A 22,917-nucleotide genomic window follows, 5' to 3' on the forward strand; every position below is an offset into this window, starting at 1 on the left:
ACGCAAGATGAACCAGGAACTCACCAACAACCCGTTCAACCCGCTGGCCGCGCCAAAGCAGTTCGACGAGATCAAGATCTCGCTGGCTTCGCCTGAGCGCATCCTCAGCTGGTCCTACGGGGAGATCAAGAAACCCGAGACGATCAACTACCGCACGTTCAAGCCCGAGCGTGACGGCCTGTTCTGCGCCCGCATCTTCGGGCCGATCAAGGACTATGAATGCCTCTGCGGCAAGTACAAGCGCATGAAGTATCGCGGCGTCGTCTGCGAGAAGTGCGGTGTCGAAGTGACGCTCCAGAAGGTGCGCCGTGAGCGGATGGGCCATATCGAGCTCGCCGCGCCGGTCGCGCATATCTGGTTCCTGAAGTCGCTGCCGAGCCGGATCGGCCTGATGCTCGACATGACGTTGCGGGATCTGGAGCGCATTCTCTACTTCGAGAACTACGTCGTGATCGAGCCGGGTCTGACCGACCTGTCCTACGGCCAGTTGATGACCGAGGAAGAATATCTCGACGCGCAGGACCAGTACGGCGGCGACGCCTTCACCGCCAATATCGGCGCTGAGGCGATCCGCGAGATGCTGGCCGCGATCGACCTCGAGGCGACGGCCGAGCAGCTCCGCGAGGAGCTGAAGGAAGCGACCGGCGAGTTGAAGCCGAAGAAGATCATCAAGCGCCTGAAGATCGTCGAGAACTTCCTCGAATCCGGCAACCGTCCGGAATGGATGGTGCTGACCGTCGTTCCGGTCATCCCGCCGGAACTGCGCCCGTTGGTGCCGCTGGATGGGGGCCGGTTCGCGACTTCGGACCTCAACGACCTCTATCGCCGGGTGATCAACCGGAACAACCGCCTCAAGCGGCTGATCGAGCTTCGTGCGCCGGATATCATCGTCCGGAACGAAAAGCGGATGTTGCAGGAATCCGTCGACGCGCTCTTCGACAACGGCCGCCGTGGCCGCGTCATCACGGGTGCCAACAAGCGCCCGCTGAAGTCGCTGTCGGACATGCTCAAGGGCAAGCAGGGCCGGTTCCGCCAGAACCTTCTCGGCAAGCGGGTCGACTTCTCGGGCCGTTCGGTCATCGTGACCGGCCCGGAACTGAAGCTCCATCAGTGCGGTCTGCCGAAGAAGATGGCGCTCGAACTCTTCAAGCCGTTCATCTACTCGCGGCTTGAGGCGAAGGGCCTGTCCTCGACGGTGAAACAGGCGAAGAAGCTGGTCGAGAAAGAGCGCCCGGAAGTCTGGGATATCCTCGACGAGGTGATCCGCGAACATCCGGTGCTTCTGAACCGCGCGCCGACGCTGCACCGTCTGGGCATCCAGGCGTTTGAGCCGACGCTGATCGAAGGCAAGGCGATCCAGCTCCATCCGCTGGTCTGCTCGGCCTTCAACGCCGACTTCGACGGCGACCAGATGGCCGTTCACGTCCCCCTCTCGCTGGAAGCCCAGCTTGAGGCGCGTGTCCTGATGATGTCGACGAACAACGTTCTGTCGCCCGCCAACGGCGCGCCGATCATCGTTCCGTCGCAGGACATGGTTCTCGGCCTCTACTATGTGTCGATGATGCGCGAAGGCATGAAGGGCGAAGGCATGATCTTCGCCGATGCCGAAGAGGTTCAGCACGCGCTCGATGCGGGCGAAGTGCATCTTCACAGCAAGATCACCGCGCGCATCCGCCAGATCGACGCGGAAGGCAACGAAGTTTTCAAGCGCTACGAGACGACGCCGGGCCGGGTCCGGCTCGGATCGCTCCTGCCCCTGAATGCCAAGGCGCCGTACGACCTCGTGAACCGGCTCCTTCGCAAGAAGGACGTTCAGAACGTCATCGACACCGTCTACCGTTTCTGCGGTCAGAAAGAGTCGGTGATCTTCTGCGACCAGATCATGGGCCTCGGTTTCCGCGAAGCCTTCAAGGCGGGGATCTCCTTCGGCAAGGATGACATGGTCATTCCGGACACGAAGTGGACCATCGTCAACGAGGTCCGCGACCAGGTGAAGGAATTCGAACAGCAATACATGGACGGCCTGATCACCCAGGGTGAGAAATACAACAAGGTCGTCGATGCCTGGTCGAAATGCTCCGATGCCGTCGCGGCCGAGATGATGAAGGAAATCTCGGCCGTCCGGACGGACGATGCCGGCGCCGAAATGGAGCCGAACAGCGTATACATGATGTCGCATTCCGGTGCGCGGGGATCGCCGGCCCAGATGAAGCAGCTCGGCGGGATGCGCGGCCTGATGGCCAAGCCCTCGGGCGAGATCATCGAGACGCCGATCATCTCGAACTTCAAGGAAGGCCTGACCGTTCTTGAATACTTCAACTCGACCCACGGCGCCCGCAAGGGTCTGGCCGATACTGCGCTCAAGACCGCAAACTCGGGCTACCTGACCCGCCGTCTCGTCGACGTGGCGCAGGATTGCATCGTGCGGATGCCGGATTGCGGCACCGACCAGGCGATCACCGCGTCGGCGGCCGTCAACGACGGTGAAGTCGTCTCGCCGCTCAGCGAGCGCATCCTCGGCCGCGTTTCGGCCGATGATGTCCTCGTGCCGGGCTCGGACGAAATCATCGTCCGCCGCAACGAGCTTATCGACGAGCGCAAGGCGGATATGGTCGAGGCGGCCGGCGTCGCATCCGTCCGCATCCGTTCGGCGCTGACTTGCGAAAGCGAAGAGGGCGTCTGCGCGATGTGCTATGGCCGCGACCTCGCGCGCGGTACGCTCGTCAATATCGGCGAGGCGGTCGGCATCATCGCCGCCCAGTCGATCGGCGAGCCGGGCACCCAGCTGACGATGCGGACCTTCCACATCGGCGGTATCGCCCAGGGTGGTCAGCAGTCCTTCCAGGAATCGAGCCAGGAGGGCAAGGTCGAGTTCCGCAACGCGATGCTGCTGGAGAACGCCGCTGGCGAGCAGATCGTCATGGGCCGGAACATGCAGATCGCCATCATCGACGAGAACGGCCAGGAGCGGGTCGCCCACAAGATCAGCTATGGCGCGAAGATCCACGTCAAGGACGGCCAGACCGTCAAGCGCGGCGCCAAGCTCTTCGAATGGGACCCCTACACCCTGCCGATCATCGCCGAAAAGGCGGGTGTCGCCAAGTTCGTCGATCTCGTGTCGGGCATCTCCGTCCGCGACGATACCGACGAAGCGACGGGCATGACCCAGAAGATCGTCACCGACTGGCGCACCGCGCCGCGCGGCTCCGATCTGAAGCCGGAGATCATCGTGATGGATCCGGCGACGGGCGAGCCCGTGCGCAACGATGCCGGCAACCCGGTCAGCTACCCTATGTCGGTCGACGCCATTCTCTCGATCGAGGACGGGCAGGAGATCAAGGCCGGTGATGTTGTGGCGCGTATCCCGCGCGAAGGCGCCAAGACCAAGGACATCACCGGGGGTCTTCCCCGCGTGGCGGAACTCTTTGAAGCCCGTCGTCCGAAGGATCACGCGATCATCGCCGAACTCGACGGCTATGTGCGCTTTGGCAAGGACTACAAGAACAAGCGGCGGATCACGATCGAACCGACCGACGAGACCTTGCAGCCGGTCGAGTACATGGTGCCGAAGGGCAAGCACATTCCGGTTCAGGAAGGTGACTTCGTCCAGAAGGGCGACTACATCATGGACGGCAACCCGGCACCGCACGACATCCTGCGGATCATGGGGATCGAGGCGCTGGCCGACTACCTCATCGACGAGGTGCAGGACGTCTACCGGCTTCAGGGCGTGAAGATCAACGACAAGCACATCGAGGTGATCGTTCGCCAGATGCTGCAGAAGATCGAGATCCTCGACTCGGGCGACACCACGCTTCTCAAGGGTGAGCATGTCGACAAGTCCGAGTTCGACGAGGAGAACGACAAGGTCGCGGCGCGCGGCGGCACCCCCGCCACGGGCGAGCCTGTTCTTTTGGGCATCACGAAAGCCTCGCTCCAGACGCGGTCGTTCATCTCGGCGGCATCCTTCCAGGAGACGACGCGGGTTCTCACCGAGGCTTCGGTGCAGGGCAAGCGCGACAAGCTGGTCGGCCTCAAGGAAAACGTTATCGTCGGCCGCCTGATCCCGGCGGGTACCGGCGGCGCGACGATGCGCGTGCGCAAGATCGCCCATGACCGCGACCAGAAGGTGATCGAGGCCCGCAAGGCCGAGGCCGAGCAGGCCGCGGCCCTCGCGGCCCCGTCCGATGAGATTCTCGACGACGTGATCGAGATCGATACCGATAGCGGCCTGGTCGAGACCTACGAGAGCCGCGAAGGCTGATCGCAGGCATATGCAGACAGAACCCCCGCTTCGGCGGGGGTTTTCTTTTGCCAACTCGGACATCCGCATGGGTGCGCGCCAGCGACCCTGCCAATGCTTACGCGGAGGTTTCCGTCGGGCATGGTCCCGGGCGCGGGGCCATCTCACCCCCTCCTCCGAATTCGCGTTGACGCGGCGGTCTGCGCGGTTGAGATACGGGAGAGCGGCCGGTCCGATCCCCGGAGGTGTCAGCCGCGCGAACCGGACGGACGGATGCAGCTGACCGACAATTCCCGCGGCGCGCTTTACATGAGCATCGCCATGGCGGCGTTCACCCTCAACGATACTTGCATGAAAGCGGTGACCGTCACACTGCCGCTTTACCAGGCCATCCTTCTCCGCGGCGGCCTGACCTGCATCGCGCTTCTGATTATCGGGTGGCGGATGGGCGCGCTTCGGGTTCGCATCGCGAAAGAGGATCGCAAGTGGATCGCGCTCCGCTCCCTTGGCGAGGTCGCGGGAACGCTGACCTTCCTGACCGCGCTTCGGCAGATGCCGCTCGCCAATCTGTCGGCGATCCTGCAATTCCTGCCCCTCGCCGTGACGCTTACGGCAGCGCTCTTCCTGCGCGAGCCGGTCGGCTGGCGCCGGATGTCGGCAATCCTCACCGGCTTTTTCGGGGTTCTCCTGATCGTCCGCCCGGGCACGGCGGGCTTCGATCTCTGGTCGCTCGTCGGTCTGGCATCGGTCGCTTGCGTGGTCTTGCGCGACCTTGTCACAAGGCGGCTGTCGAGCAGTATGCCCTCGGCAATGGTGGCCCTCTACGCGGCGATTTCGGTTACCGTCACGGCCGCGATCCTCTTGCCGTTTGGCGGTTGGGCTGAGGTGACGCTCGGCTCGGCCCTTCTGATCGCGGGCGCGTCGGGCTTCCTGATCATCGGATATCTGCTGATCGTCATGGCGGTGCGGGTCGGGGAAATCAGCCTTGTCGCGCCGTTCCGCTACACGGCGCTGGTCTTCGCCATCGCGCTCGGCTGGGCGGTGTTCGGGCAGCTGCCCGACACCCTCACGCTGACCGGTGCCGCCATCGTCATCGCGACGGGTATCTACACGTTCCACCGGGAACGCCGCCTTGGCCAGAAAGTCGCCATCCCGGAAACGGCGCCGCTTCGGATCCGGTAGCGGCGCCAAAGGCGGGCGCACATTTACTTTGCCGGCCCGGTGCAGTAGGACCGCCAGACATTCGGCGCCATCCGCCCCGGCCGAGAGATCAGGCAACTCATGGTCACAGCTTCCATTGTGATTCCCGCCAAGAACGAGGCGGAGAACATCTCCGCCCTTCTGGACGGGATCGCGGCCGCGTTCGCAGGACAGACCGATCACGAAGTCATTGTCGTCGATGACGGCTCCACCGACACGATGCCCGATCTGGTTCGGGCGCGGATGACAGGGCAATCCAATCTGCGCCTCATTCGCCACGACGTGTCGGGCGGGCAGAGTGCCGCGGTCCATTCCGGTGTCCTGGCCGCGCGGGGTGAGTTCATCTGCACCCTCGACGGCGACGGCCAGAACCCTCCGGCCGAACTTCCAAAGCTGCTCGCGCCGCTCCTCGCCGACACGGCGGGCCGGATCGGCATCGTGGCCGGGCAGCGCGTCGGGCGGCAGGACACATGGTCGAAGAAAGCCGCGTCGCGCTTTGCCAACTGGATCCGGTCGCGGGCGCTGAAGGACGGCACCCGCGATACGGGCTGCGGGCTCAAGGCATTCCGGCGCGACGCGTTCCTGCGGCTGCCGTTCTTCAACCACATGCACCGCTATCTTCCCGCGCTCTTTGCCCGCGACGGCTGGCAGGTCGCCCATGTCGACGTCAGCCACCGTCCGCGCGGGGCGGGGCGCTCGAACTACAACAATCTCCAGCGCGGCTTCGTCGGGGCCATCGACCTGATCGGCGTGATGTGGCTTCTGAGGCGCCGCAAGCGGGCACGGCCGACGGAAATCGGGCCGGATCGGAGTTGATCATGGACAAGGTCTTTGCGGTCCTCCATGTCGAAAGCTGGACCGAGTTCTGGTGGGTCGTCTTCGGGCTCTTCGGCCAGTTGATGTTCACCGGCCGTTTCCTCATCCAGTGGATCGCCTCGGAACGGGTGAAACGCTCGGTCGTGCCGATCGCATTCTGGTATTTTTCGATGGCGGGCGGGCTGATCCTGCTCAGCTACGCGATCTATCGCCGCGACCCGGTCTTCGTGCTTGGTCAGTCGCTCGGCGTCTTTATCTACGCGCGCAACCTCTGGCTCATCCATCATGAAGCGCGCGAAAATGCCTGACGGCGGGATCTTGTCCCGCCGGGCGGTCTGGATCGTCGCGGCGATCACCCTGGCCCGGGCAGTCGCGCTCTGGTTCGGCCGGACCGACCTTTTCGTGGATGAGAGCCAGTACTGGCTCTGGGGGCAGAACCTCGATCTTGGCTACTATTCAAAGCCGCCGCTGATTGCCTGGGTGATCCGCGCGGTGACAGAGGTTGCGGGCAGCGACGCGCCGTTCTGGGTGCGCCTGCCGGGACCGATCTTCCACGGCGCGACCGCGCTGATCCTCGGTGCATTGGCGGCACGGCTTTTCTCGGGGCGGGCGGCATTCTGGGTGGCGGTCACGTACGCAACACTGCCCTTTGCGGCCCTCGGCAGCCTCTTGATCTCGACCGATACGATCATGGCGCCGTTCTTCGCCGCCGCCCTTCTGTTTCACTTCCGTACGATCGCGCATGGAAGGGCAGGGGCGGCGGCCGTCGCCGGCGTCGCCGTCGGACTTGCCTTCCTCGCCAAATATGCGGCCGTTTATTTCTTCGTCGGCGCCGCGCTCGCCGCGCTCTTTGTCCCTTCAGCCCGCATCTCGGCCGGGAACACCGCCATTCTGCTCGGCGCCTTCGCGGTGACCGTCGCCCCGAACATCGCCTGGAACGTCGCGAATGATCTCACGACCCTGGAACACACGATGGACAATGTCGGCTGGGTACGCGACGACGGTTGGCTTGGCGGCCTCAATCCGGCAGGACTGACGGAATTCGTTCTCAGCCAGTTCGCCGTCTTCGGGCCGGTTCTTTTCGCCGCCCTGCTCGTCGGGTATCTGCGCCCCGGCTCCGAAAGGATGCGCGCGCTCGTTTTCCTGTCGGTACCGGCTCTCCTGACCGTTTGCGTTCAGGCGCTTCTCGACAAGGCTTATGCCAACTGGGCGGTTGCGGCCTATTTCGCGGGAACGCTCATCGTCGTGCCGCTCCTCCTTGACCGCGCGCCGCGCGCCCTCTGGTTGTCGCTGGCGATCAACGGGGCGGTCGCGGTGCTTCTGCCGCTTCTGACACTTATCGCCCCGGCGCCAGTCCGGGACGGCAAGCCGCTGCTCGCCCGTTATCTTGGCCGTGCCGATCTCAGCCGGGAAATCATCGCTGCCGCCCGGGAGACGGGGGGCCAGACCATCGTCGCCCGGGACCGCGACATCCTCGCCGACCTGTTCTATACGGGGCGGGGCATGGGCCTTGCCATCCACGCGCCGAAGCCGGCCGGGCGGCCGCAGAACTACTACGAACAGATCTATCCGCTTCCCGACAGCGCCGGGCAGGTTCTTCTCATCGCGGACCGCGCGCCGGATTGCGGCAGCGGAGAGGTCTCCGCAACGCGCCGGTTCGACGCCGAGCGCGGAGCCTATGCGGGCCGCGACATCGCCGCCTATCTCATCCCGTCGGACTGCGCCAATGCCCGGCCTTGACCTCCGCAAAACCGCTTTCTGGTATGCGATCGCATTTGCTGTTTCGCTCACGCTTTTCGTGCTTTGGCCGGGCCTCGATATTGCGGTGTCATCCTGGTTCTATCGACCCGGCGCGGGGTTCTGGCTGGCGGAAAATACCTGGGTGGAGGGAATTCGCTACCTGATCTGGGACATGAGCATCCTTGCCTTTGTCCTGTCGGCGGCCGCCTTCATCTACGCCCTTGTCCGACGCCGGGCGCGGGGCGAGGGAGGCAAGATCGCGGGGTACATCTTTCTTCTCTATCTCCTCGGCCCGATCCTCCTCGTCGACGGAATTCTGAAGCGGTTCTGGGGCAGGGCGCGCCCGGCGACCATCACCGAGTTCGGCGGCGACAAAATGTTCGCGCCGCCCTGGCTCCCCTCTGACCAGTGTGCATCAAACTGTTCCTTCGTGTCGGGCGAAGGGTCCGCCGCGGCGGCGCTGGCGTTGTGCTTCCTCGTCCTCGCCCCGATCGCCCGCCGCGTCCTGCCTCGCGCGGCCTTTGGCGTTTACGCCGCCGCCGGCGTGGTTTTCCCCGCGGCGGGACTTGCTCTCCGGGTCATGACCGGGCGGCATTTCCTGTCGGACACGATCTTCGCGGTGCTCTTCGTCACCGGCATCGCGCTGGTCCTTCACCGGTTGCTTCTGGCGGAGCGGCGGGGCTGACGCCCCTTGTTGACAACCCCCGCGACTCCCCCTATACGGCGCCCACTCGGGCTGCGGGCTTGTCTCGCGCGTCCGTGTATCAAAATTGAAGTGGTCATGATCCGGGCGGATGCGCCCCGATCCTCTGGAATTCCACCGCGTCGTCCTCGCGAAGGGGGCGAATGCGGTTTTGGTGTTTTGCGATGAGCGCAAGATGCCGTCGAGAAGCGGCGCACCCACGGCTTGGGTGCGAGTATTGACAGAGCAACACGGGGTACGTGAATGCCGACGATCCAACAGCTGATCCGCAAGCCGCGGGAAGCGAACGTAAGAAAGTCCAAGTCGCAGCACTTGGAATCCTGCCCGCAAAAGCGCGGCGTCTGCACGCGCGTCTACACGACGACGCCGAAGAAGCCGAACTCGGCCATGCGGAAGGTCGCCAAGGTGCGCCTGACCAACGGTTTCGAGGTCATCAGCTACATTCCCGGTGAAAAGCACAACCTTCAGGAACACTCCGTGGTTCTGATCCGTGGTGGCCGGGTCAAGGACCTTCCGGGTGTCCGTTACCACATTCTGCGCGGTGTCCTCGATACGCAGGGCGTCAAAGATCGTCGTCAGCGCCGTTCGAAGTACGGCGCGAAGCGTCCGAAGTGAGGAGCTGAGATATGTCGCGTCGTCACGCCGCTGAAAAGCGCGAAGTCCTTCCCGATGCCAAGTACGGCGATCGGATTCTGACCAAGTTCATGAACAACCTGATGGTCGACGGCAAGAAGTCCGTCGCCGAACGCATCGTCTACAACGCGCTGGAGCGCGTCGAGGGCAAGCTCAAGCGCGCGCCCATCGAAGCCTTCCACGAGGCGCTGGACAATGTGAAGCCGTCGCTCGAGGTCCGCTCCCGCCGGGTCGGCGGCGCCACCTACCAGGTGCCGGTCGAAGTTCGCCCCGAGCGCCGCGAGGCGCTGGCAATCCGCTGGCTGATCACCGCCGCGAAGAACCGCAACGAGAACACGATGGAAGAGCGCCTCGCGGGCGAGCTTCTCGATGCCGTGAACTCGCGCGGCACTGCCGTGAAGAAGCGCGAAGACACTCACAAGATGGCCGACGCAAACAAAGCGTTCAGCCACTACCGCTGGTAAGCGGAAGGAAGGCCCAAAATGGCACGCGACTATCAACTTAACCGGTACCGTAACTTCGGGATCATGGCCCATATCGACGCGGGCAAGACCACGACGACGGAGCGGATTCTGTTTTACACCGGCAAGTCCCACAAGCTCGGCGAAGTCCATGACGGCGCCGCGACCATGGACTGGATGGAGCAGGAGCAGGAGCGTGGCATCACGATCACGTCGGCTGCGACCACGACCTTCTGGCAGCGCCAGGAAGATCCGAGCGCCGAGGGCACGTCGGACAAAAAGTACCGCTTCAACATCATCGATACGCCGGGCCACGTCGACTTCACCATCGAGGTCGAACGTTCGCTCGCCGTGCTCGACGGTGCGATCTGCCTTCTCGACGCCAATGCCGGCGTCGAACCGCAGACCGAAACCGTGTGGCGCCAGGCCGACCGCTACAAGGTCCCGCGGATCGTGTTCGTCAACAAGATGGACAAGATCGGCGCCGACTTCTTCAACTGCGTGAGGATGATCAAGGACCGTACCGGCGGCACGCCCTGTCCGGTTGCCCTTCCGATCGGGGCCGAAGACAAGCTCGAAGGCATCGTCGACCTGATCAAGATGGAAGAGTGGGTCTGGAAGGGCGACGATCTCGGCGCGAGCTGGATTCGTCAGCCGATCCGCGACGACATGAAGGATGTCGCCGAGGAATGGCGCGGCAAGATGATCGAGCTCGCCGTCGAGATGGACGACGCGGCGATGGAGGCCTATCTCGAAGGGGAAGAGCCTGACGAGGCGACGCTGCGCAAGTTGATCCGCAAGGGCACCCTGTCGCTGACTTTCTTCCCGGTGATGGCCGGGTCGTCCTTCAAGAACAAGGGTGTCCAGCCGCTCCTCAACGCGGTTATCGACTTCCTGCCGGCGCCGGTCGACGTGCCGGTCCTGAAAGGCTTCGCCCCCGATGACGAGGCCGAAGTTCGCAACATCGAGCGGCCGGCCGACGATGCGGCGCCGTTCTCGGCGCTGGCGTTCAAGATCATGAACGACCCGTTCGTGGGCTCGCTGACCTTCACCCGTATCTATTCCGGCGTCCTCAAGAAGGGCGACCAGATCATGAACACGACGAAGGGCCGCAAGGAGCGCATCGGCCGGATGATGATGATGCACGCCATCAACCGCGAGGAAATCGAAGAGGCCTTCGCGGGCGACATCATCGCGCTGGCGGGCCTGAAGGAAACCACAACGGGCGACACCCTGTCGGATGCTTCCAAGCAGGTGGTCCTCGAAACCATGACCTTCCCGGAGCCGGTGATCGAGATCGCGGTGGAGCCGAAATCGAAAGCCGACCAGGAAAAGATGGGCCTCGCCCTTCAGCGCCTGGCGGCCGAAGACCCGTCCTTCCGGGTCGAGACCGACATCGAGTCGGGCCAGACCATCATGAAAGGCATGGGCGAACTTCACCTCGACATCCTCGTGGACCGCATGAAGCGCGAGTTCAAGGTCGAGGCGAATATCGGCGCGCCGCAGGTGGCCTACCGCGAGACCATCTCGCGCGAGGCCGAGATCGACTACACGCACAAGAAACAGACCGGTGGTACCGGCCAGTTCGCGCGCGTCAAGCTCGTCATCACCCCGACCGAGCCGGGCGAGGGCTACTCGTTCGAATCGAAGATCGTCGGTGGTGCGGTGCCGAAGGAATACATCCCCGGCGTCGAGAAGGGCATCAAGTCGGTCATGGATTCCGGTCCGCTCGCCGGCTTCCCGGTCATCGACTTCAAGGTCGCGCTGATCGACGGTGCGTTCCACGACGTCGACTCCTCGGTGCTCGCGTTCGAAATCGCCTCGCGGGCCGCGATGCGCGAAGGCCTGAAGAAGGCCGGTGCGAAACTGCTCGAACCGATCATGAAGGTCGAAGTGGTGACCCCGGAAGAGTACACCGGCGGCATCATCGGCGACCTCACCTCGCGCCGGGGCATGGTGCAGGGCCAGGACACGCGCGGCAATGCCAACGTGATCAACTGCATGGTTCCGCTCGCCAACATGTTCGGCTACATCAACACGCTCCGCTCGATGTCCTCGGGCCGCGCGGTGTTCACGATGCAGTTCGACCATTACGAGGCCGTTCCGCAGAACATCTCGGACGAGATCCAGAAGAAATACGCATGACGGTGCGGCGGGGGCTGAACCCCGCCCTACCAAGACCCTGTAGGGCGGGGTTCCCCCCGCCGCATCCGAACCAAGGAGGCCATCATGGCAAAGGCAAAGTTTGAACGGACGAAACCGCACGTGAACATCGGGACGATTGGTCACGTGGACCACGGCAAGACGACGCTGACGGCGGCGATCACGAAGTATTTCGGCGACTTCAAGGCCTATGACCAGATCGACGCGGCGCCGGAAGAGAAGGCGCGGGGGATCACGATCTCGACGGCGCACGTGGAATACGAGACGGCGAACCGTCACTACGCCCATGTCGACTGCCCGGGCCACGCCGACTACGTGAAGAACATGATCACGGGTGCTGCGCAGATGGACGGCGCGATCCTCGTGGTGAACGCGGCCGACGGCCCGATGCCGCAGACGCGCGAGCACATCCTCTTGGGCCGTCAGGTCGGCATTCCCTACATGGTCGTCTACCTGAACAAGGTCGACCAGGTGGATGACGAGGAGCTTCTGGAGCTCGTCGAGATGGAAGTGCGCGAGCTTCTGTCGTCCTACGAATATCCGGGCGACGACATTCCGATCATCAAGGGCTCGGCGCTGGCCGCTCTGGAAGGCCGTGACGCGGAGATCGGCGAGAACTCGATCCGGGCGCTGATGGAAGCGGTGGACAGCTACATCCCGACGCCGCAGCGCGCCGTGGACCAGCCGTTCCTGATGCCGATCGAGGACGTGTTCTCGATCTCGGGCCGCGGCACGGTCGTGACGGGCCGGGTCGAGCGGGGCGTGATCAATGTCGGCGACGAGATCGAGATCGTCGGCATCCGCGCGACGACGAAGTCGGTCTGCACCGGCGTCGAGATGTTCCGCAAGCTCTTGGACCGCGGCGAGGCGGGCGACAACATCGGCGCGCTCCTGCGCGGTGTCGACCGTGACGGCGTCGAGCGGGGCCAGGTGCTCTGCAAGCCGGGTTCGGTGAAGCCGCACACCCATTTCGAGGCCGAAGCCTACATCCTGACGAAGGAAGAGGGCGGCCGCCACACGCCGTTCTTCGCGAACTACCGCCCGCAATTCTACTTCCGCACGACGGACGTGACCGGGACGGTGAAGCTTCCCGAGGGCACCGAGATGGTGATGCCGGGCGACAACCTGAAGTTCGAGGTCGAGCTGATCGCCCCGATCGCGATGGAGGAAAAGCTCCGCTTCGCCATCCGCGAAGGCGGCCGCACCGTCGGCGCAGGCGTCGTGTCCAAGATCATCAAGTAAGACGACGGTTCGAAGCAGGCCGGACAAGAGGTCCGGTCTGCCTCTCAACTTTGAAGCCCGCGAGAGGCAAGACAATGTCCAGTCAGAATATCCGCATCCGGCTCAAGGCCTTCGATTACCGCGTTCTGGATTCCAGCACGCAGGAAATCGTCAACACGGCCAAGCGCACCGGTGCACAGGTCCGGGGCCCGATCCCGCTGCCGAACAAGATCGAGAAGTTCACGGTTCTCCGTGGTCCGCACATCGACAAGAAGTCGCGTGACCAGTGGGAAATCCGTACCCACAAGCGTCTTCTCGACATCGTCGATCCGACCCCGCAGACCGTGGACGCGCTCATGAAGCTCGACCTCGCCGCCGGCGTCGACGTCGAAATCAAGCTGAACTGAGGAGGGCACCAGTGATGTTGCGCTCTGGCGTTATCGCAAAGAAGCTGGGCATGACCCGGCTCTTCCTCGAGGACGGCCGGCAGGTTCCGGTGACCGTTCTTCAGCTCGACAACCTCCAGGTCGTGGCACAGCGCACGGCCGAGAAGGATGGCTACTCGGCCGTCCAGCTCGGCGCGGGCACGGCCAAGGCCAAGCGGACCACCGCGGCGATGCGCGGCCACTTCGCGGCTGCCAATGTGGCTCCGAAGCGCAAGGTCGCGGAGTTCCGGGTCTCCCCGGAAAACATGATCGGCGTTGGTGAGGAGATCACTGCTGACCACTATTTCGCCGGTCAATTCGTGGACATCGCCGGCACCTCGATCGGCAAGGGCTTTGCCGGCGCGATGAAGCGGCACAACTTCGGCGGCCTCCGGGCGTCGCACGGCGTGTCGATCTCGCACCGTTCGCACGGCTCCACCGGCCAGTGTCAGGATCCGGGCAAGGTGTTCAAGGGCAAGAAGATGGCCGGCCATCTCGGCGCCGTCCGTGTCACGACCCAGAACCTTCAGGTCGTGCGCACCGACAGCGACCGTGGCCTGATCATGGTCAAGGGCTCGGTTCCGGGTTCCAAGGGTGGCTGGGTGACGATCAAGGACGCGGTGAAGAAACCGTTCCCGGACAACGCCATTCTGCCTGCCGGTCTGAAGTCGCTGGGTGAAGCCGCCCGCAAGGCTGCTGAAGAAGCTGCCGCCGCCGCTGCCGCCGAGGAAGAAGCCGCCCGCAAGGCCGCGGCCGAGGCCGAAGCTGCCGCGATCGCGGCTGCCGAGGCGGAAGCTGCCGCCGCTGCGTCGGAGCCCGAGGCCGGGGCCGGCGATGCCGCGCCCGAAGGAGAGAAAGAATGAAACTCGATGTGATCAAGCTCGACGCCAAGAAGGCTGGCTCGATCGATCTCTCCGACGAGATCTTCGGGCTGGAGCCGCGCGCCGACATCCTGCACCGCGTCGTGCGCTGGCAGCGCGCGAAGGCGCAGGCCGGCACCCACTCGGTGCTCGGCAAGTCCGACGTGTCCTACTCGACCAAGAAGATCTATCGCCAGAAGGGCACCGGCGGCGCACGCCACGGCTCCCGCAAGGCGCCGACCTTCCGTCACGGTGGCACCTACAAGGGCCCGACCCCGCGCAGCCACGCCCACGACCTGCCCAAGAAGTTCCGGGCGCTCGGTCTGAAGCACGCGCTGTCGGCCAAGGCCGGAGCCGGGCAGCTCATCATTCTCGACAGCCTCGACATGAAGGAAGCCAAGACCAAGATCCTCGCCAAGGCGGCGAAGGAGCTTGGCTGGAAGCGCGTCCTGATCATCGACGGTGCCGACGTGAACGAGAATTTCGCCCGCGCCGCCGCGAACATCGAGGGCATCGATGTGCTGCCGTCGATGGGCGCCAATGTCTATGACATCCTCAAGCGTGACACGCTCGTGCTCACGAAGGCGGGTGTCGAAGCTCTGGAGGCTCGTCTGAAATGAGCGTGAAGCCGGAACATTACGACGTGATCGTCAAGCCGATCATCACCGAAAAGGCGACCATGGCCTCCGAGGCCGGCGCGGTCGTCTTCCAGGTGGCGAAAACCGCGACCAAGCCGCAGATCAAGGAAGCGGTCGAAGCGGTCTTCGGCGTGAAGGTGAAAGCGGTGAACACCACCATCACCAAGGGCAAGACGAAGCGCTTCCGCGGCCAGCCGGGCGTGCGGAGCGACGTGAAGAAAGCCTATGTGACCCTCGAGGAGGGGAACACTATCGACGTCTCTTCGGGGCTCTGATAGAAGGCGCCGAATCTCGCGGCCCCGTCACCGGGGCCGTGGGGCTTTTTGAAGAACCGGGGACCTTCGGGGCCCTTAAATCCAAGGACCGACAGGTCCAAAGCAACGGAAGACAGAAGCATGGCACTCAAGTCGTATAAGCCGACGACGCCGGGCCAGCGCGGGCTGGTACTGATCGACCGTTCGGAGCTTTGGAAAGGTCGCCCCGTCAAGGCCCTCACCGAGGGCCTGACCAAGACGGGCGGCCGGAACAATACCGGGCGCGTCACGATGTGGCACAAGGGTGGGGGCGCCAAGCGTCTTTACCGCGTCGTCGATTTCAAGCGTCGCAAGTTCGATGTGGCGGCAACGGTCGAGCGGATCGAATACGATCCCAACCGCACCGCCTTCATCGCGCTGGTGAAGTACCAGGACGGCGAGCAGGCCTATATCCTCGCGCCGCAGCGTCTGGCGGTGGGCGACAAGGTGATCGCCGGCGCCAAGACCGACGTGAAGCCCGGCAACGCGATGCCGTTCTCGGGCATGCCGATCGGCACGATCGTCCACAACGTCGAGCTGAAGCCCGGCAAGGGTGGCCAGCTGGCGCGTGCCGCAGGCACCTATGCCCAGTTCGTCGGCCGTGACGGCGGTTACGCCCAGATCCGCCTGTCCTCGGGCGAGCTGCGCATGGTTCGCCAGGAATGCATGGCGACCGTCGGCGCGGTGTCGAACGCGGATCACTCTAACCAGAACTTCGGCAAGGCCGGCCGCATGCGCCACAAGGGCGTTCGCCCGACCGTGCGCGGTGTCGCCATGAACCCGATCGACCACCCGCATGGCGGTGGTGAGGGCCGGACCTCCGGCGGCCGCCATCCGGTCACCCCGTGGGGCAAGGGCACCAAGGGTAACAAGACCCGGAAGAACAAGACGACGGACAAGTACATCGTCCGCTCGCGCAATGCGAAGAAAGGGCGGTAATCCATGTCGCGTTCTGTTTGGAAAGGCCCGTTCGTCGACTCCTACCTGCTGAAGAAGGCAGAGAAGTCGCAGGCATCGGGCAAATCGGAAGTGATCAAGATCTGGTCGCGCCGCTCCACCATCCTGCCGCAGTTCGTCGGCCTCACCTTCGGGGTCTACAACGGGCACAAGCACATCCCGGTCAACGTGACCGAGGAGATGATCGGCCAGAAGTTCGGTGAATATTCGCCGACCCGGACCTATTACGGTCACGCCGCCGACAAGAAAGCCAAGAGGAAGTAAGCCATGAGCAAGGAAAAGAATCCGCGCCGCGTGGCCGACAACGAAGCGATGGCCAAGTCCAAGATGCTTCGCACCTCGCCGCAGAAGCTGAACCTCGTCGCCGCGATGATCCGCGGCAAGAAGGTCGAGAAGGCGCTTGCCGATCTGACCTTCTCGAAGAAGCGGATCGCCGAGGACGTGCGCAAGTGCCTGCAATCGGCGATTGCCAATGCCGAGAACAACCACGGCCTTGACGTCGACGGTCTCGTCGTCGCCGAAGCCTACGTCGGCAAGAACATCACGCTGAAGCGCGGCCGTCCGCGGGCGCGTGGCCGGTTCGGCAAGATCATGAAACCGTTCAGCGAGCTGACCATCAAGGTTCGGCAAGTCGAGGAGCAAGCGTAATGGGACAGAAGGTCAACCCGATCGGCATGCGCCTCCAGGTCAACCGCACCTGGGATAGCCGCTGGTATGCCGACAGCAAGGACTACGGGAACCTGCTTCTTGAAGACCTCAAGATGCGCGAGTTCATCCATGACTACGCCAAGCAGGCCGGTGTCTCGAAGGTCATCATCGAGCGTCCGCACAAAAAGTGCCGCGTGACGATCCACACGGCGCGTCCGGGTGTCATCATCGGCAAGAAGGGCGCGGATATCGAGACGCTTCGCAAGAAGCTGGCGAACTTCACCTCCTCCGAACTGCACCTCAACATCGTCGAGGTCCGCAAGCCGGAACTGGACGCGCAGCTGGTGGCCGAGTCGATCGCCCAGCAGCTCGAGCGTCGGGTGTCGTTCCGCCGCGCGATGAAGCGTGGCGTGCAGAACGCGATGCGGATGGGTGCCCTCGGCATCCGGGTCAATGTCGCCGGCCGTCTCGGCGGCGCGGAAATCGCCCGGACCGAATGGTACCGCGAAGGGCGCGTGCCGCTGCACACCCTGCGTGCCGACATCGACTATGCTCTGGCCGAAGCGTCGACCCCCTATGGCATCATCGGGATCAAGGTCTGGATCTTCAAAGGCGAGATCATGGAGCATGATCCCCAGGCCCGCGACCGCAAGGCCGCCGAGGCCCAGGACGGTCCGGCGCCCCGCGGCCCGCGCCGCGACGCCCGGTAAGGAGTAAGGAAGATGCTGCAACCGAAACGGACCAAGTTCCGTAAACAGTTCAAGGGCAAGATCAGCGGCGAAGCCAAGGGCGGTTTCGAGCTGAGCTTCGGCGGCTTCGGCCTGAAGGCGACCGAGCCCGAGCGCATCACCGCGCGGCAGATCGAGGCGGCCCGCCGCGCGATCACCCGCCACATGAAGCGTCAGGGCCGGGTCTGGATCCGCGTGTTCCCGGATGTCCCGGTCTCCTCGAAGCCGACCGAAGTGCGGATGGGTAAGGGCAAGGGCTCCGTTGATTACTGGGCGGCCAAGGTCAAGCCGGGCCGCGTGATGTTCGAGATCGACGGCGTCAACGAGGTCATCGCCCGCGAGGCGCTGCGCCTTGGTGCGATGAAACTGCCGATCAAGACCCGCGTCGTGGTCCGCGAGGACTGGTAAGGCACACCGCCTGCGCGATTAAAAGGCCCCCGCCGGAAACGGCGGGGGCCTTTCGCTTTGGCGGCCCGCCCGTCGAGACTGGGGGAGGGGCGCCCGGTCCAGTTGCGGATCTCGCCTCTGAAATGCGTCGTCTTGCCGGCCTATCCCACCTTTTACGCGGTGGGCTTTGTTTCGATCAGAAGAAGTTTGCACCTGTCGGAGCGGCTTGGATGAACCTGGCGGCTCATGAACCGGAACTCTGCGTTCAGATAACTGCAAACGAGGTCTGCACGCTCGTCCGTTACAATGTCGTCGAACACAAGTATACCGCCTGGCGCGATGAGTTCCGCGATCTTGGGCAGGTGGCGGGCGATCTCGTCTTCGTCATGGGTCGCATCGCAGAAGATCATGCCATAGGCACGCTCGATCGGGCATTCGAGGAAGTCGCCACGAATGATGTTCGTGGTTTGCTTTAGAAGGCCGTTACTCTTGAGATTCTGGATCAGGACCGCCATCGAGCCACCAGGATGATAGATCGCCTCGGCCACGCGCCCCTTGTCCTTGTCCACCCGGAAGCGTTCGTTGAAGCGCTCGGTGTATTCCTCGGCGCTCGTCAGGCCGAAGTCGATCAGGTCATATTTCACGGGCTTCGCGCCGGTCTCTTCTCTGCTCCGCAACCCGGCTGCGATTGCGGTTGAGGACCGGCCGAGCCACGGCCCGATTTCCAGGACGTCCCCCTTGGTCTTCCGGGCCGCATTGTACAGAAGTGTCAGGTCTTTCGCGGACATCCATCCGTTCGGATAGCCGTTCGGCTGACGCGGAATAGACGCTTCATAGTAGGCTTGAACGTGGCTATCGATCCCACCCGTTTGCTTGTTCATTGGTAAACTGCATTCCATGTAAAATGAGCCGGAACGATGCAACCCGGCGAAAAGAGTGTAAACCCGAAGGAGACATGCAAGCGAGGTCGCCCTTGTGTTGTGTCATTTTCGCCGGGAGGAACGAGCCTCTCGGCGCTTCGCCTCGGGGCGATGAAGCTGCCGATCAAGACCCGCGTCGTGGTCCGCGAGAACCGGTAAGGCATATCGCCTGAGCGATTGAAAGGCCCCCGCCGTAAACGGCGGGGGCTTTTTCGTTACTGGCCGCCCGTGTATGCCGGGCCAAGCAAAGAAGGATCCATGCGATGGCCGACATAACCTCTCTCTTCGTCACCCGCCTTTACCGGGCCGCGTTGAACGATCTGGCGAAGCCCAGGATCGACGGTGAGGAATTGAGGGTCACGTGCGAGCATATCGCCGAGGAGGACGAGGCGGGTCAGGACTGGTGCGAGGAGAACGGCTATCCCGGCTACACCTCCTACGCCTCGCTGAACGACCTCACCCGCCGCGCGCCGGTCTTTGCCGACCTGCAAAAGGCGCTCGACAAGCACGTCGCGGCCTTCGTGACGGAACTCGGGTTCGACCTCGGCGCGGGGAAGCTGAAATGCGACAGCCTCTGGATCAACATCCTGCCCGAGGGCGGCACCCATGCGAGCCACATCCACACCCATTCGGTGATCTCCGGCACCACCTATGTCGCGATGCCCGAGGGGACCTCGGCGCTGAAACTGGAAGACCCCCGCCTGCCGATGATGATGCACGCGCCCCTGCGCCGAAAGGATGCGGGGCGGGAGCTGCAACCCTTCGTCTACGTGAAGCCCGAGGTCGGAGACGTGCTTTTGTGGGAAAGCTGGCTGCGTCATGAGGTGCCGATGAACATGGCCGAGGACGAGCGGATTTCGGTGAGTTTCAATTATAATTGGGCGTAGCTGAAATCCCAGGGGTTTTGCCCTTGTTTTTACTGGACATGAGCGCCGAATGAACGGAGTCGCCCGGCCGAGAGGCCGGGCAGCGCCCGACCCTCCCCCGGTCGGGCGCACGTTCAACGCCCGCGCCGAAGGGCCGTGGGGCAGAGCAACGGTGCCGCGCCCTGCTCAGGCGAAGCGCCACGTGCGCCATCCCAGGGTCGGGCGCTGCCCTTCTCACTGAAGCTCTGCGACGCGAATGACTTTGCGGCTACCCTCGTAACATCGAGCGATACTCTTCGCGCACGTCATCATCGACGATTACACCTTTGTTGCCGCCATACAGGCGATCATTTTGGTCTTTGCGCGGTCCGGAAATCCAGTAGTGTTCACCGCTCTCAATCTCAAAATAGTTCGCTTTGAAGCCATTCCCCTTCAAACTCTGAAACTTCATTCCTTTGTAATAGATGGTTTTCCCGGATCTGGAAAAATACACGCGACCGATGACTGCGGGTCCTTCCAGCCCTTCGGCCTTGGATTCAATGTACATTATGCGAGACTGTTCAATCCGGAACTCCTTGGGCATCTCAAGGTCCTGCCCGAGCTTGTCCATCCAGTTGTCGATATGGCGTCCACCTTTGACGTTATCGCTCTGCGGTTCGGGGGCCATCGCGTCGGCTCCTTCGAAGCGGTATGGTTTGTTGCCCGTTCTTAGCATTGAATTGAGACCATATCATGGATTGGTGCGGCGTACGTATTTGGGATATGAAGTGCGGCGTCCACCTTTTCCCTTGCCCCCCGCCCGGACCTCCCTTATAGGGACGCATCCTGCGATTCCGGGTCTCCGGGATTCGCATGTTCATCATTGACTCCACCGGATCAAGGGTGACCCCGCTCAGGGCCCTCTGGTGATGTTGAAAGGAAGAGGCGACATGAACGCCACCGAACTGAAGACGAAGACGCCCGACCAGCTCCGCGATGAGCTTGTCGCGCTGAAGAAGGAGGCCTTCAACCTCCGCTTCCAGCAGGCCACCGGCCAGCTTGAGAACACCGCGCGCATGCGTGCCGTCCGCCGCGACGTCGCCCGCATCAACACGGTCCTGAACCAGAAAGCCGCCGAAGCGGCGGCGAACTGAGGAGCACGCACATGCCCAAACGTATCCTGCAAGGCACCGTGACCTCGGACAAGAACGAGCAGACGATCACCGTCCTCGTCGAGCGTCGCTTCAAGCACCCGCTGCTGCACAAGACCGTGCGGAAGTCGAAGAAATACCGCGCCCACGACGCGGAGAACAAATTCAAGGTCGGTGACACCGTTCGCATCGAAGAATGCGCGCCGATCTCGAAGACGAAACGCTGGACGGTGGTGAGCGACGCCACGGCGTAAGCACCCCTGACAGCTCAAACGAAACCCTGGGGAATGGTCCCCAAAGGTCGGGAGAAACCAAATGATCCAGATGCAGACCAATCTGGATGTTGCTGACAACTCCGGCGCGCGCCGGGTTCAGTGCATCAAGGTCCTGGGTGGTTCCCATCGCCGTTACGCCTCTGTGGGCGACATCATCGTGGTGTCGGTGAAGGAAGCCATCCCGCGCGGCCGCGTGAAGAAGGGCGACGTCCGCAAGGCCGTCGTCGTGCGCACCGCCAAGGAAGTCCGTCGCGAAGACGGCACCGCCATCCGCTTCGACCGCAACGCCGCCGTCATCCTGAACAACCAGGGCGAACCGGTCGGCACCCGTATCTTCGGGCCGGTCGTGCGCGAACTGCGCGCCAAGAACTTCATGAAGATCATCTCGCTGGCGCCGGAGGTGCTCTGATGGCTGCGAAACTCAAAAAAGGCGACACGGTCGTCGTCCTTGCCGGCAAGGACAAGGGCAAGAAGGGTGACATCCAGTCCGTCGACCCCAAGGCCGGAAAGGCCGTGGTCGAGGGCGTGAACATCGCCATCCGTCACACCAAGCAGTCCCAGTCGAACCAGGGCGGCCGTCAGCCGAAGGCGATGCCGATCGACCTGTCGAACCTCGCGCTGATGGACAAGAACGGCAAGGCCACCCGCGTCGGCTTCCGCATGGAAGGCGACAAGAAGGTCCGCTTCGCCAAGACCACGGGGGACGTGATCTGATGCTGGATACCGCAACCTACACCCCGCGTCTCAAGGCTGCCTACAAGGACAAGATCCGCGCCGCTCTGAAGGAGGAATTCTCCTACAAGAACGACATGCAGATCCCGCGTCTGGACAAGATCGTCCTGAACATGGGCGTCGGCGAGGCCGTCAAGGACACCAAGAAGGTCAAGCAGGCCGCAGACGAGCTGAGCCTGATCGCCGGTCAGAAGGCCGTGATCAACAAGGCGAAGAAATCCATCGCCGGCTTCCGCGTCCGTGAAGAGATGCCGCTCGGCACCAAGGTCACGCTGCGCGGCGACCGGATGTACGAATTCCTCGACCGCCTGATCACGATCGCGCTGCCGCGCGTCCGCGACTTCCGCGGCGTCAAGGGCACTTCGTTCGATGGCCGTGGCAACTACGCGATGGGCCTGAAGGAGCACATCGTGTTCCCCGAGATCGACTTCGACAAGGTCGACGAAGTTCTCGGCATGGACATCATCATCTGCACGACCGCGAAAACCGACGCGGAAGCGAAGGCGCTGTTGAAGCAATTCAACATGCCCTTCACCAGCTGATCGCGGGAGGAAAGAGACAATGGCTAAGAAATCCATGGTGAACCGCGAAACGAAGCGCGCGAAGCTGGTCAAGCAGTATGCGGCCAAGCGCGCGGGCCTCAAGGCGGTGATCGAAGACCAGTCGCTGCCGATGGAAGAGCGCTTCAAGGCGTCGATGAAACTGGCGAAGCTGCCGCGCAACTCCTCGGCCACGCGGATCCACAACCGCTGCCAGCTGACGGGCCGTCCGCACGCCTATTACCGCAAACTCAAGCTCAGCCGCATCATGCTGCGCGATCTCGCCTCGATGGGCCAGATCCCGGGCATGGTGAAGTCGAGCTGGTAAGGAGGACCGAG

General features: G+C 63.3%; 28 protein-coding genes. 26 read left to right on the forward strand and 2 right to left on the reverse strand.

Going from position 1 to position 22,917, the window contains the following annotated elements; all coding sequences use genetic code 11:
- Positions 1-7 precede the first annotated feature (7 nt).
- The 19 genes from rpoC to rplP all read left to right on the forward strand — a co-directional run bounded on the left by rpoC (position 8) and on the right by rplP (position 18,137).
- Positions 8-4,264 carry a DNA-directed RNA polymerase subunit beta' gene (gene rpoC / locus V5734_RS05235; protein ID WP_347312453.1) on the forward strand — a complete coding sequence of 1,419 codons (4,257 nt, stop codon included), beginning with the start codon at positions 8-10 and terminating at the stop codon, positions 4,262-4,264.
- Between the two features lie 252 nt (positions 4,265-4,516).
- Positions 4,517-5,425: a DMT family transporter gene (locus V5734_RS05240; protein ID WP_347312454.1), complete on the forward strand. Its 909-nt coding sequence runs from the start codon at positions 4,517-4,519 to the stop codon at positions 5,423-5,425.
- Between the two features lie 99 nt (positions 5,426-5,524).
- Positions 5,525-6,259: a glycosyltransferase family 2 protein gene (locus tag V5734_RS05245; protein WP_347312455.1), complete on the forward strand. Its 735-nt coding sequence runs from the start codon at positions 5,525-5,527 to the stop codon at positions 6,257-6,259.
- Between the two features lie 2 nt (positions 6,260-6,261).
- Positions 6,262-6,567 carry a lipid-A-disaccharide synthase N-terminal domain-containing protein gene (locus V5734_RS05250; protein WP_347312456.1) on the forward strand — a complete coding sequence of 102 codons (306 nt, stop codon included), beginning with the start codon at positions 6,262-6,264 and terminating at the stop codon, positions 6,565-6,567.
- Entirely contained in the window at positions 6,545-7,999 is a 1,455-nt protein-coding gene (locus V5734_RS05255; protein WP_347312457.1) for an ArnT family glycosyltransferase, read from the forward strand. The genes V5734_RS05250 and V5734_RS05255 overlap by 23 nt, the downstream gene beginning before the upstream one ends.
- Entirely contained in the window at positions 7,986-8,684 is a 699-nt protein-coding gene (locus V5734_RS05260; protein WP_347312458.1) for a phosphatase PAP2 family protein, read from the forward strand. Before V5734_RS05255 ends, V5734_RS05260 begins: the two co-directional genes overlap by 14 nt.
- 261 nt (positions 8,685-8,945) lie before the next feature.
- On the forward strand, positions 8,946-9,317 hold the full coding sequence (rpsL, locus tag V5734_RS05265; RefSeq protein ID WP_165014620.1) for a 30S ribosomal protein S12: 372 nt from the start codon (positions 8,946-8,948) through the stop codon (positions 9,315-9,317).
- 11 nt (positions 9,318-9,328) lie between these two features.
- Entirely contained in the window at positions 9,329-9,799 is a 471-nt protein-coding gene (gene rpsG, locus V5734_RS05270; protein WP_347312459.1) for a 30S ribosomal protein S7, read from the forward strand.
- Between the two features lie 18 nt (positions 9,800-9,817).
- Entirely contained in the window at positions 9,818-11,941 is a 2,124-nt protein-coding gene (gene fusA / locus V5734_RS05275; RefSeq protein WP_347312460.1) for an elongation factor G, read from the forward strand.
- Positions 11,942-12,025: 84 nt separating this feature from the next.
- Positions 12,026-13,201: an elongation factor Tu gene (gene tuf, locus V5734_RS05280; RefSeq protein ID WP_347312445.1), complete on the forward strand. Its 1,176-nt coding sequence runs from the start codon at positions 12,026-12,028 to the stop codon at positions 13,199-13,201.
- A 74-nt stretch (positions 13,202-13,275) separates the two neighbouring features.
- The gene (gene rpsJ, locus V5734_RS05285; RefSeq protein WP_347312461.1) at positions 13,276-13,587 is read left to right on the forward strand and encodes a 30S ribosomal protein S10; all 312 of its coding nucleotides are present in this window, start codon (positions 13,276-13,278) and stop codon (positions 13,585-13,587) included.
- A gap of 14 nt (positions 13,588-13,601) precedes the next feature.
- On the forward strand, positions 13,602-14,468 hold the full coding sequence (rplC, locus tag V5734_RS05290; protein WP_347313578.1) for a 50S ribosomal protein L3: 867 nt from the start codon (positions 13,602-13,604) through the stop codon (positions 14,466-14,468).
- A complete protein-coding gene (gene rplD, locus V5734_RS05295; protein WP_347312462.1) occupies positions 14,465-15,085 on the forward strand; it encodes a 50S ribosomal protein L4 in 621 nt (206 codons plus the stop codon). The genes rplC and rplD overlap by 4 nt, the downstream gene beginning before the upstream one ends.
- A complete protein-coding gene (locus V5734_RS05300) occupies positions 15,082-15,378 on the forward strand; it encodes a 50S ribosomal protein L23 (protein ID WP_347312463.1) in 297 nt (98 codons plus the stop codon). The genes rplD and V5734_RS05300 overlap by 4 nt, the downstream gene beginning before the upstream one ends.
- Positions 15,379-15,498: 120 nt before the next feature.
- Entirely contained in the window at positions 15,499-16,335 is an 837-nt protein-coding gene (gene rplB / locus V5734_RS05305; RefSeq protein ID WP_347312464.1) for a 50S ribosomal protein L2, read from the forward strand.
- Positions 16,336-16,338: 3 nt separating this feature from the next.
- Positions 16,339-16,617: a 30S ribosomal protein S19 gene (gene rpsS, locus V5734_RS05310; RefSeq protein WP_347312465.1), complete on the forward strand. Its 279-nt coding sequence runs from the start codon at positions 16,339-16,341 to the stop codon at positions 16,615-16,617.
- 3 nt (positions 16,618-16,620) lie between these two features.
- Positions 16,621-17,001, forward strand: coding sequence for a 50S ribosomal protein L22 (gene rplV / locus V5734_RS05315; RefSeq protein WP_263335727.1), 381 nt, complete (start codon positions 16,621-16,623; stop codon positions 16,999-17,001).
- Positions 17,001-17,711, forward strand: coding sequence for a 30S ribosomal protein S3 (rpsC, locus tag V5734_RS05320; protein ID WP_347312466.1), 711 nt, complete (start codon positions 17,001-17,003; stop codon positions 17,709-17,711). The genes rplV and rpsC overlap by 1 nt, the downstream gene beginning before the upstream one ends.
- 12 nt (positions 17,712-17,723) lie before the next feature.
- Positions 17,724-18,137: a 50S ribosomal protein L16 gene (gene rplP / locus V5734_RS05325; protein ID WP_347312467.1), complete on the forward strand. Its 414-nt coding sequence runs from the start codon at positions 17,724-17,726 to the stop codon at positions 18,135-18,137.
- 152 nt (positions 18,138-18,289) lie between these two features.
- Here rplP and V5734_RS05330 read toward each other — a convergent pair whose 3' ends face one another.
- Complete coding sequence (locus V5734_RS05330; RefSeq protein ID WP_347312468.1) at positions 18,290-19,015, reverse strand: class I SAM-dependent methyltransferase; 726 nt, start codon at positions 19,013-19,015, stop codon at positions 18,290-18,292.
- Positions 19,016-19,299: 284 nt separating this feature from the next.
- Here V5734_RS05330 and V5734_RS05335 point away from each other — a divergent pair, with 284 nt between their 5' ends.
- Positions 19,300-19,923 (forward strand): TIGR02466 family protein, encoded by a 624-nt coding sequence (locus V5734_RS05335; protein ID WP_347312469.1) that lies wholly within the window; start codon positions 19,300-19,302, stop codon positions 19,921-19,923.
- Positions 19,924-20,170: 247 nt separating this feature from the next.
- Here V5734_RS05335 and V5734_RS05340 read toward each other — a convergent pair whose 3' ends face one another.
- Positions 20,171-20,569: a 1-deoxy-D-xylulose-5-phosphate synthase gene (locus tag V5734_RS05340; protein WP_347312470.1), complete on the reverse strand. Its 399-nt coding sequence runs from the start codon at positions 20,567-20,569 to the stop codon at positions 20,171-20,173.
- Between the two features lie 262 nt (positions 20,570-20,831).
- Between V5734_RS05340 and rpmC the strand changes: the two genes are divergently transcribed.
- The 6 genes from rpmC to rpsN all read left to right on the forward strand — a co-directional run bounded on the left by rpmC (position 20,832) and on the right by rpsN (position 22,906).
- Complete coding sequence (gene rpmC, locus V5734_RS05345; protein ID WP_347312471.1) at positions 20,832-21,035, forward strand: 50S ribosomal protein L29; 204 nt, start codon at positions 20,832-20,834, stop codon at positions 21,033-21,035.
- 11 nt (positions 21,036-21,046) lie between these two features.
- Entirely contained in the window at positions 21,047-21,286 is a 240-nt protein-coding gene (gene rpsQ, locus V5734_RS05350; protein ID WP_347312472.1) for a 30S ribosomal protein S17, read from the forward strand.
- A gap of 61 nt (positions 21,287-21,347) precedes the next feature.
- Complete coding sequence (gene rplN / locus V5734_RS05355) at positions 21,348-21,716, forward strand: 50S ribosomal protein L14 (RefSeq protein WP_022705624.1); 369 nt, start codon at positions 21,348-21,350, stop codon at positions 21,714-21,716.
- Positions 21,716-22,021, forward strand: a complete 306-nt coding sequence (gene rplX, locus V5734_RS05360) for a 50S ribosomal protein L24 (protein ID WP_347312473.1) — start codon at positions 21,716-21,718, stop codon at positions 22,019-22,021. Before rplN ends, rplX begins: the two co-directional genes overlap by 1 nt.
- Entirely contained in the window at positions 22,021-22,581 is a 561-nt protein-coding gene (rplE, locus tag V5734_RS05365; protein WP_347312474.1) for a 50S ribosomal protein L5, read from the forward strand. The genes rplX and rplE overlap by 1 nt, the downstream gene beginning before the upstream one ends.
- A 19-nt stretch (positions 22,582-22,600) precedes the next feature.
- Complete coding sequence (gene rpsN / locus V5734_RS05370; RefSeq protein WP_347312475.1) at positions 22,601-22,906, forward strand: 30S ribosomal protein S14; 306 nt, start codon at positions 22,601-22,603, stop codon at positions 22,904-22,906.
- Positions 22,907-22,917: the final 11 nt, after the last annotated feature.

Origin of the sequence: Defluviimonas sp. SAOS-178_SWC, from assembly GCF_039830135.1 — a bacterium.
In the GTDB taxonomy this organism is placed as follows: Bacteria; Pseudomonadota; Alphaproteobacteria; order Rhodobacterales; family Rhodobacteraceae; genus Albidovulum.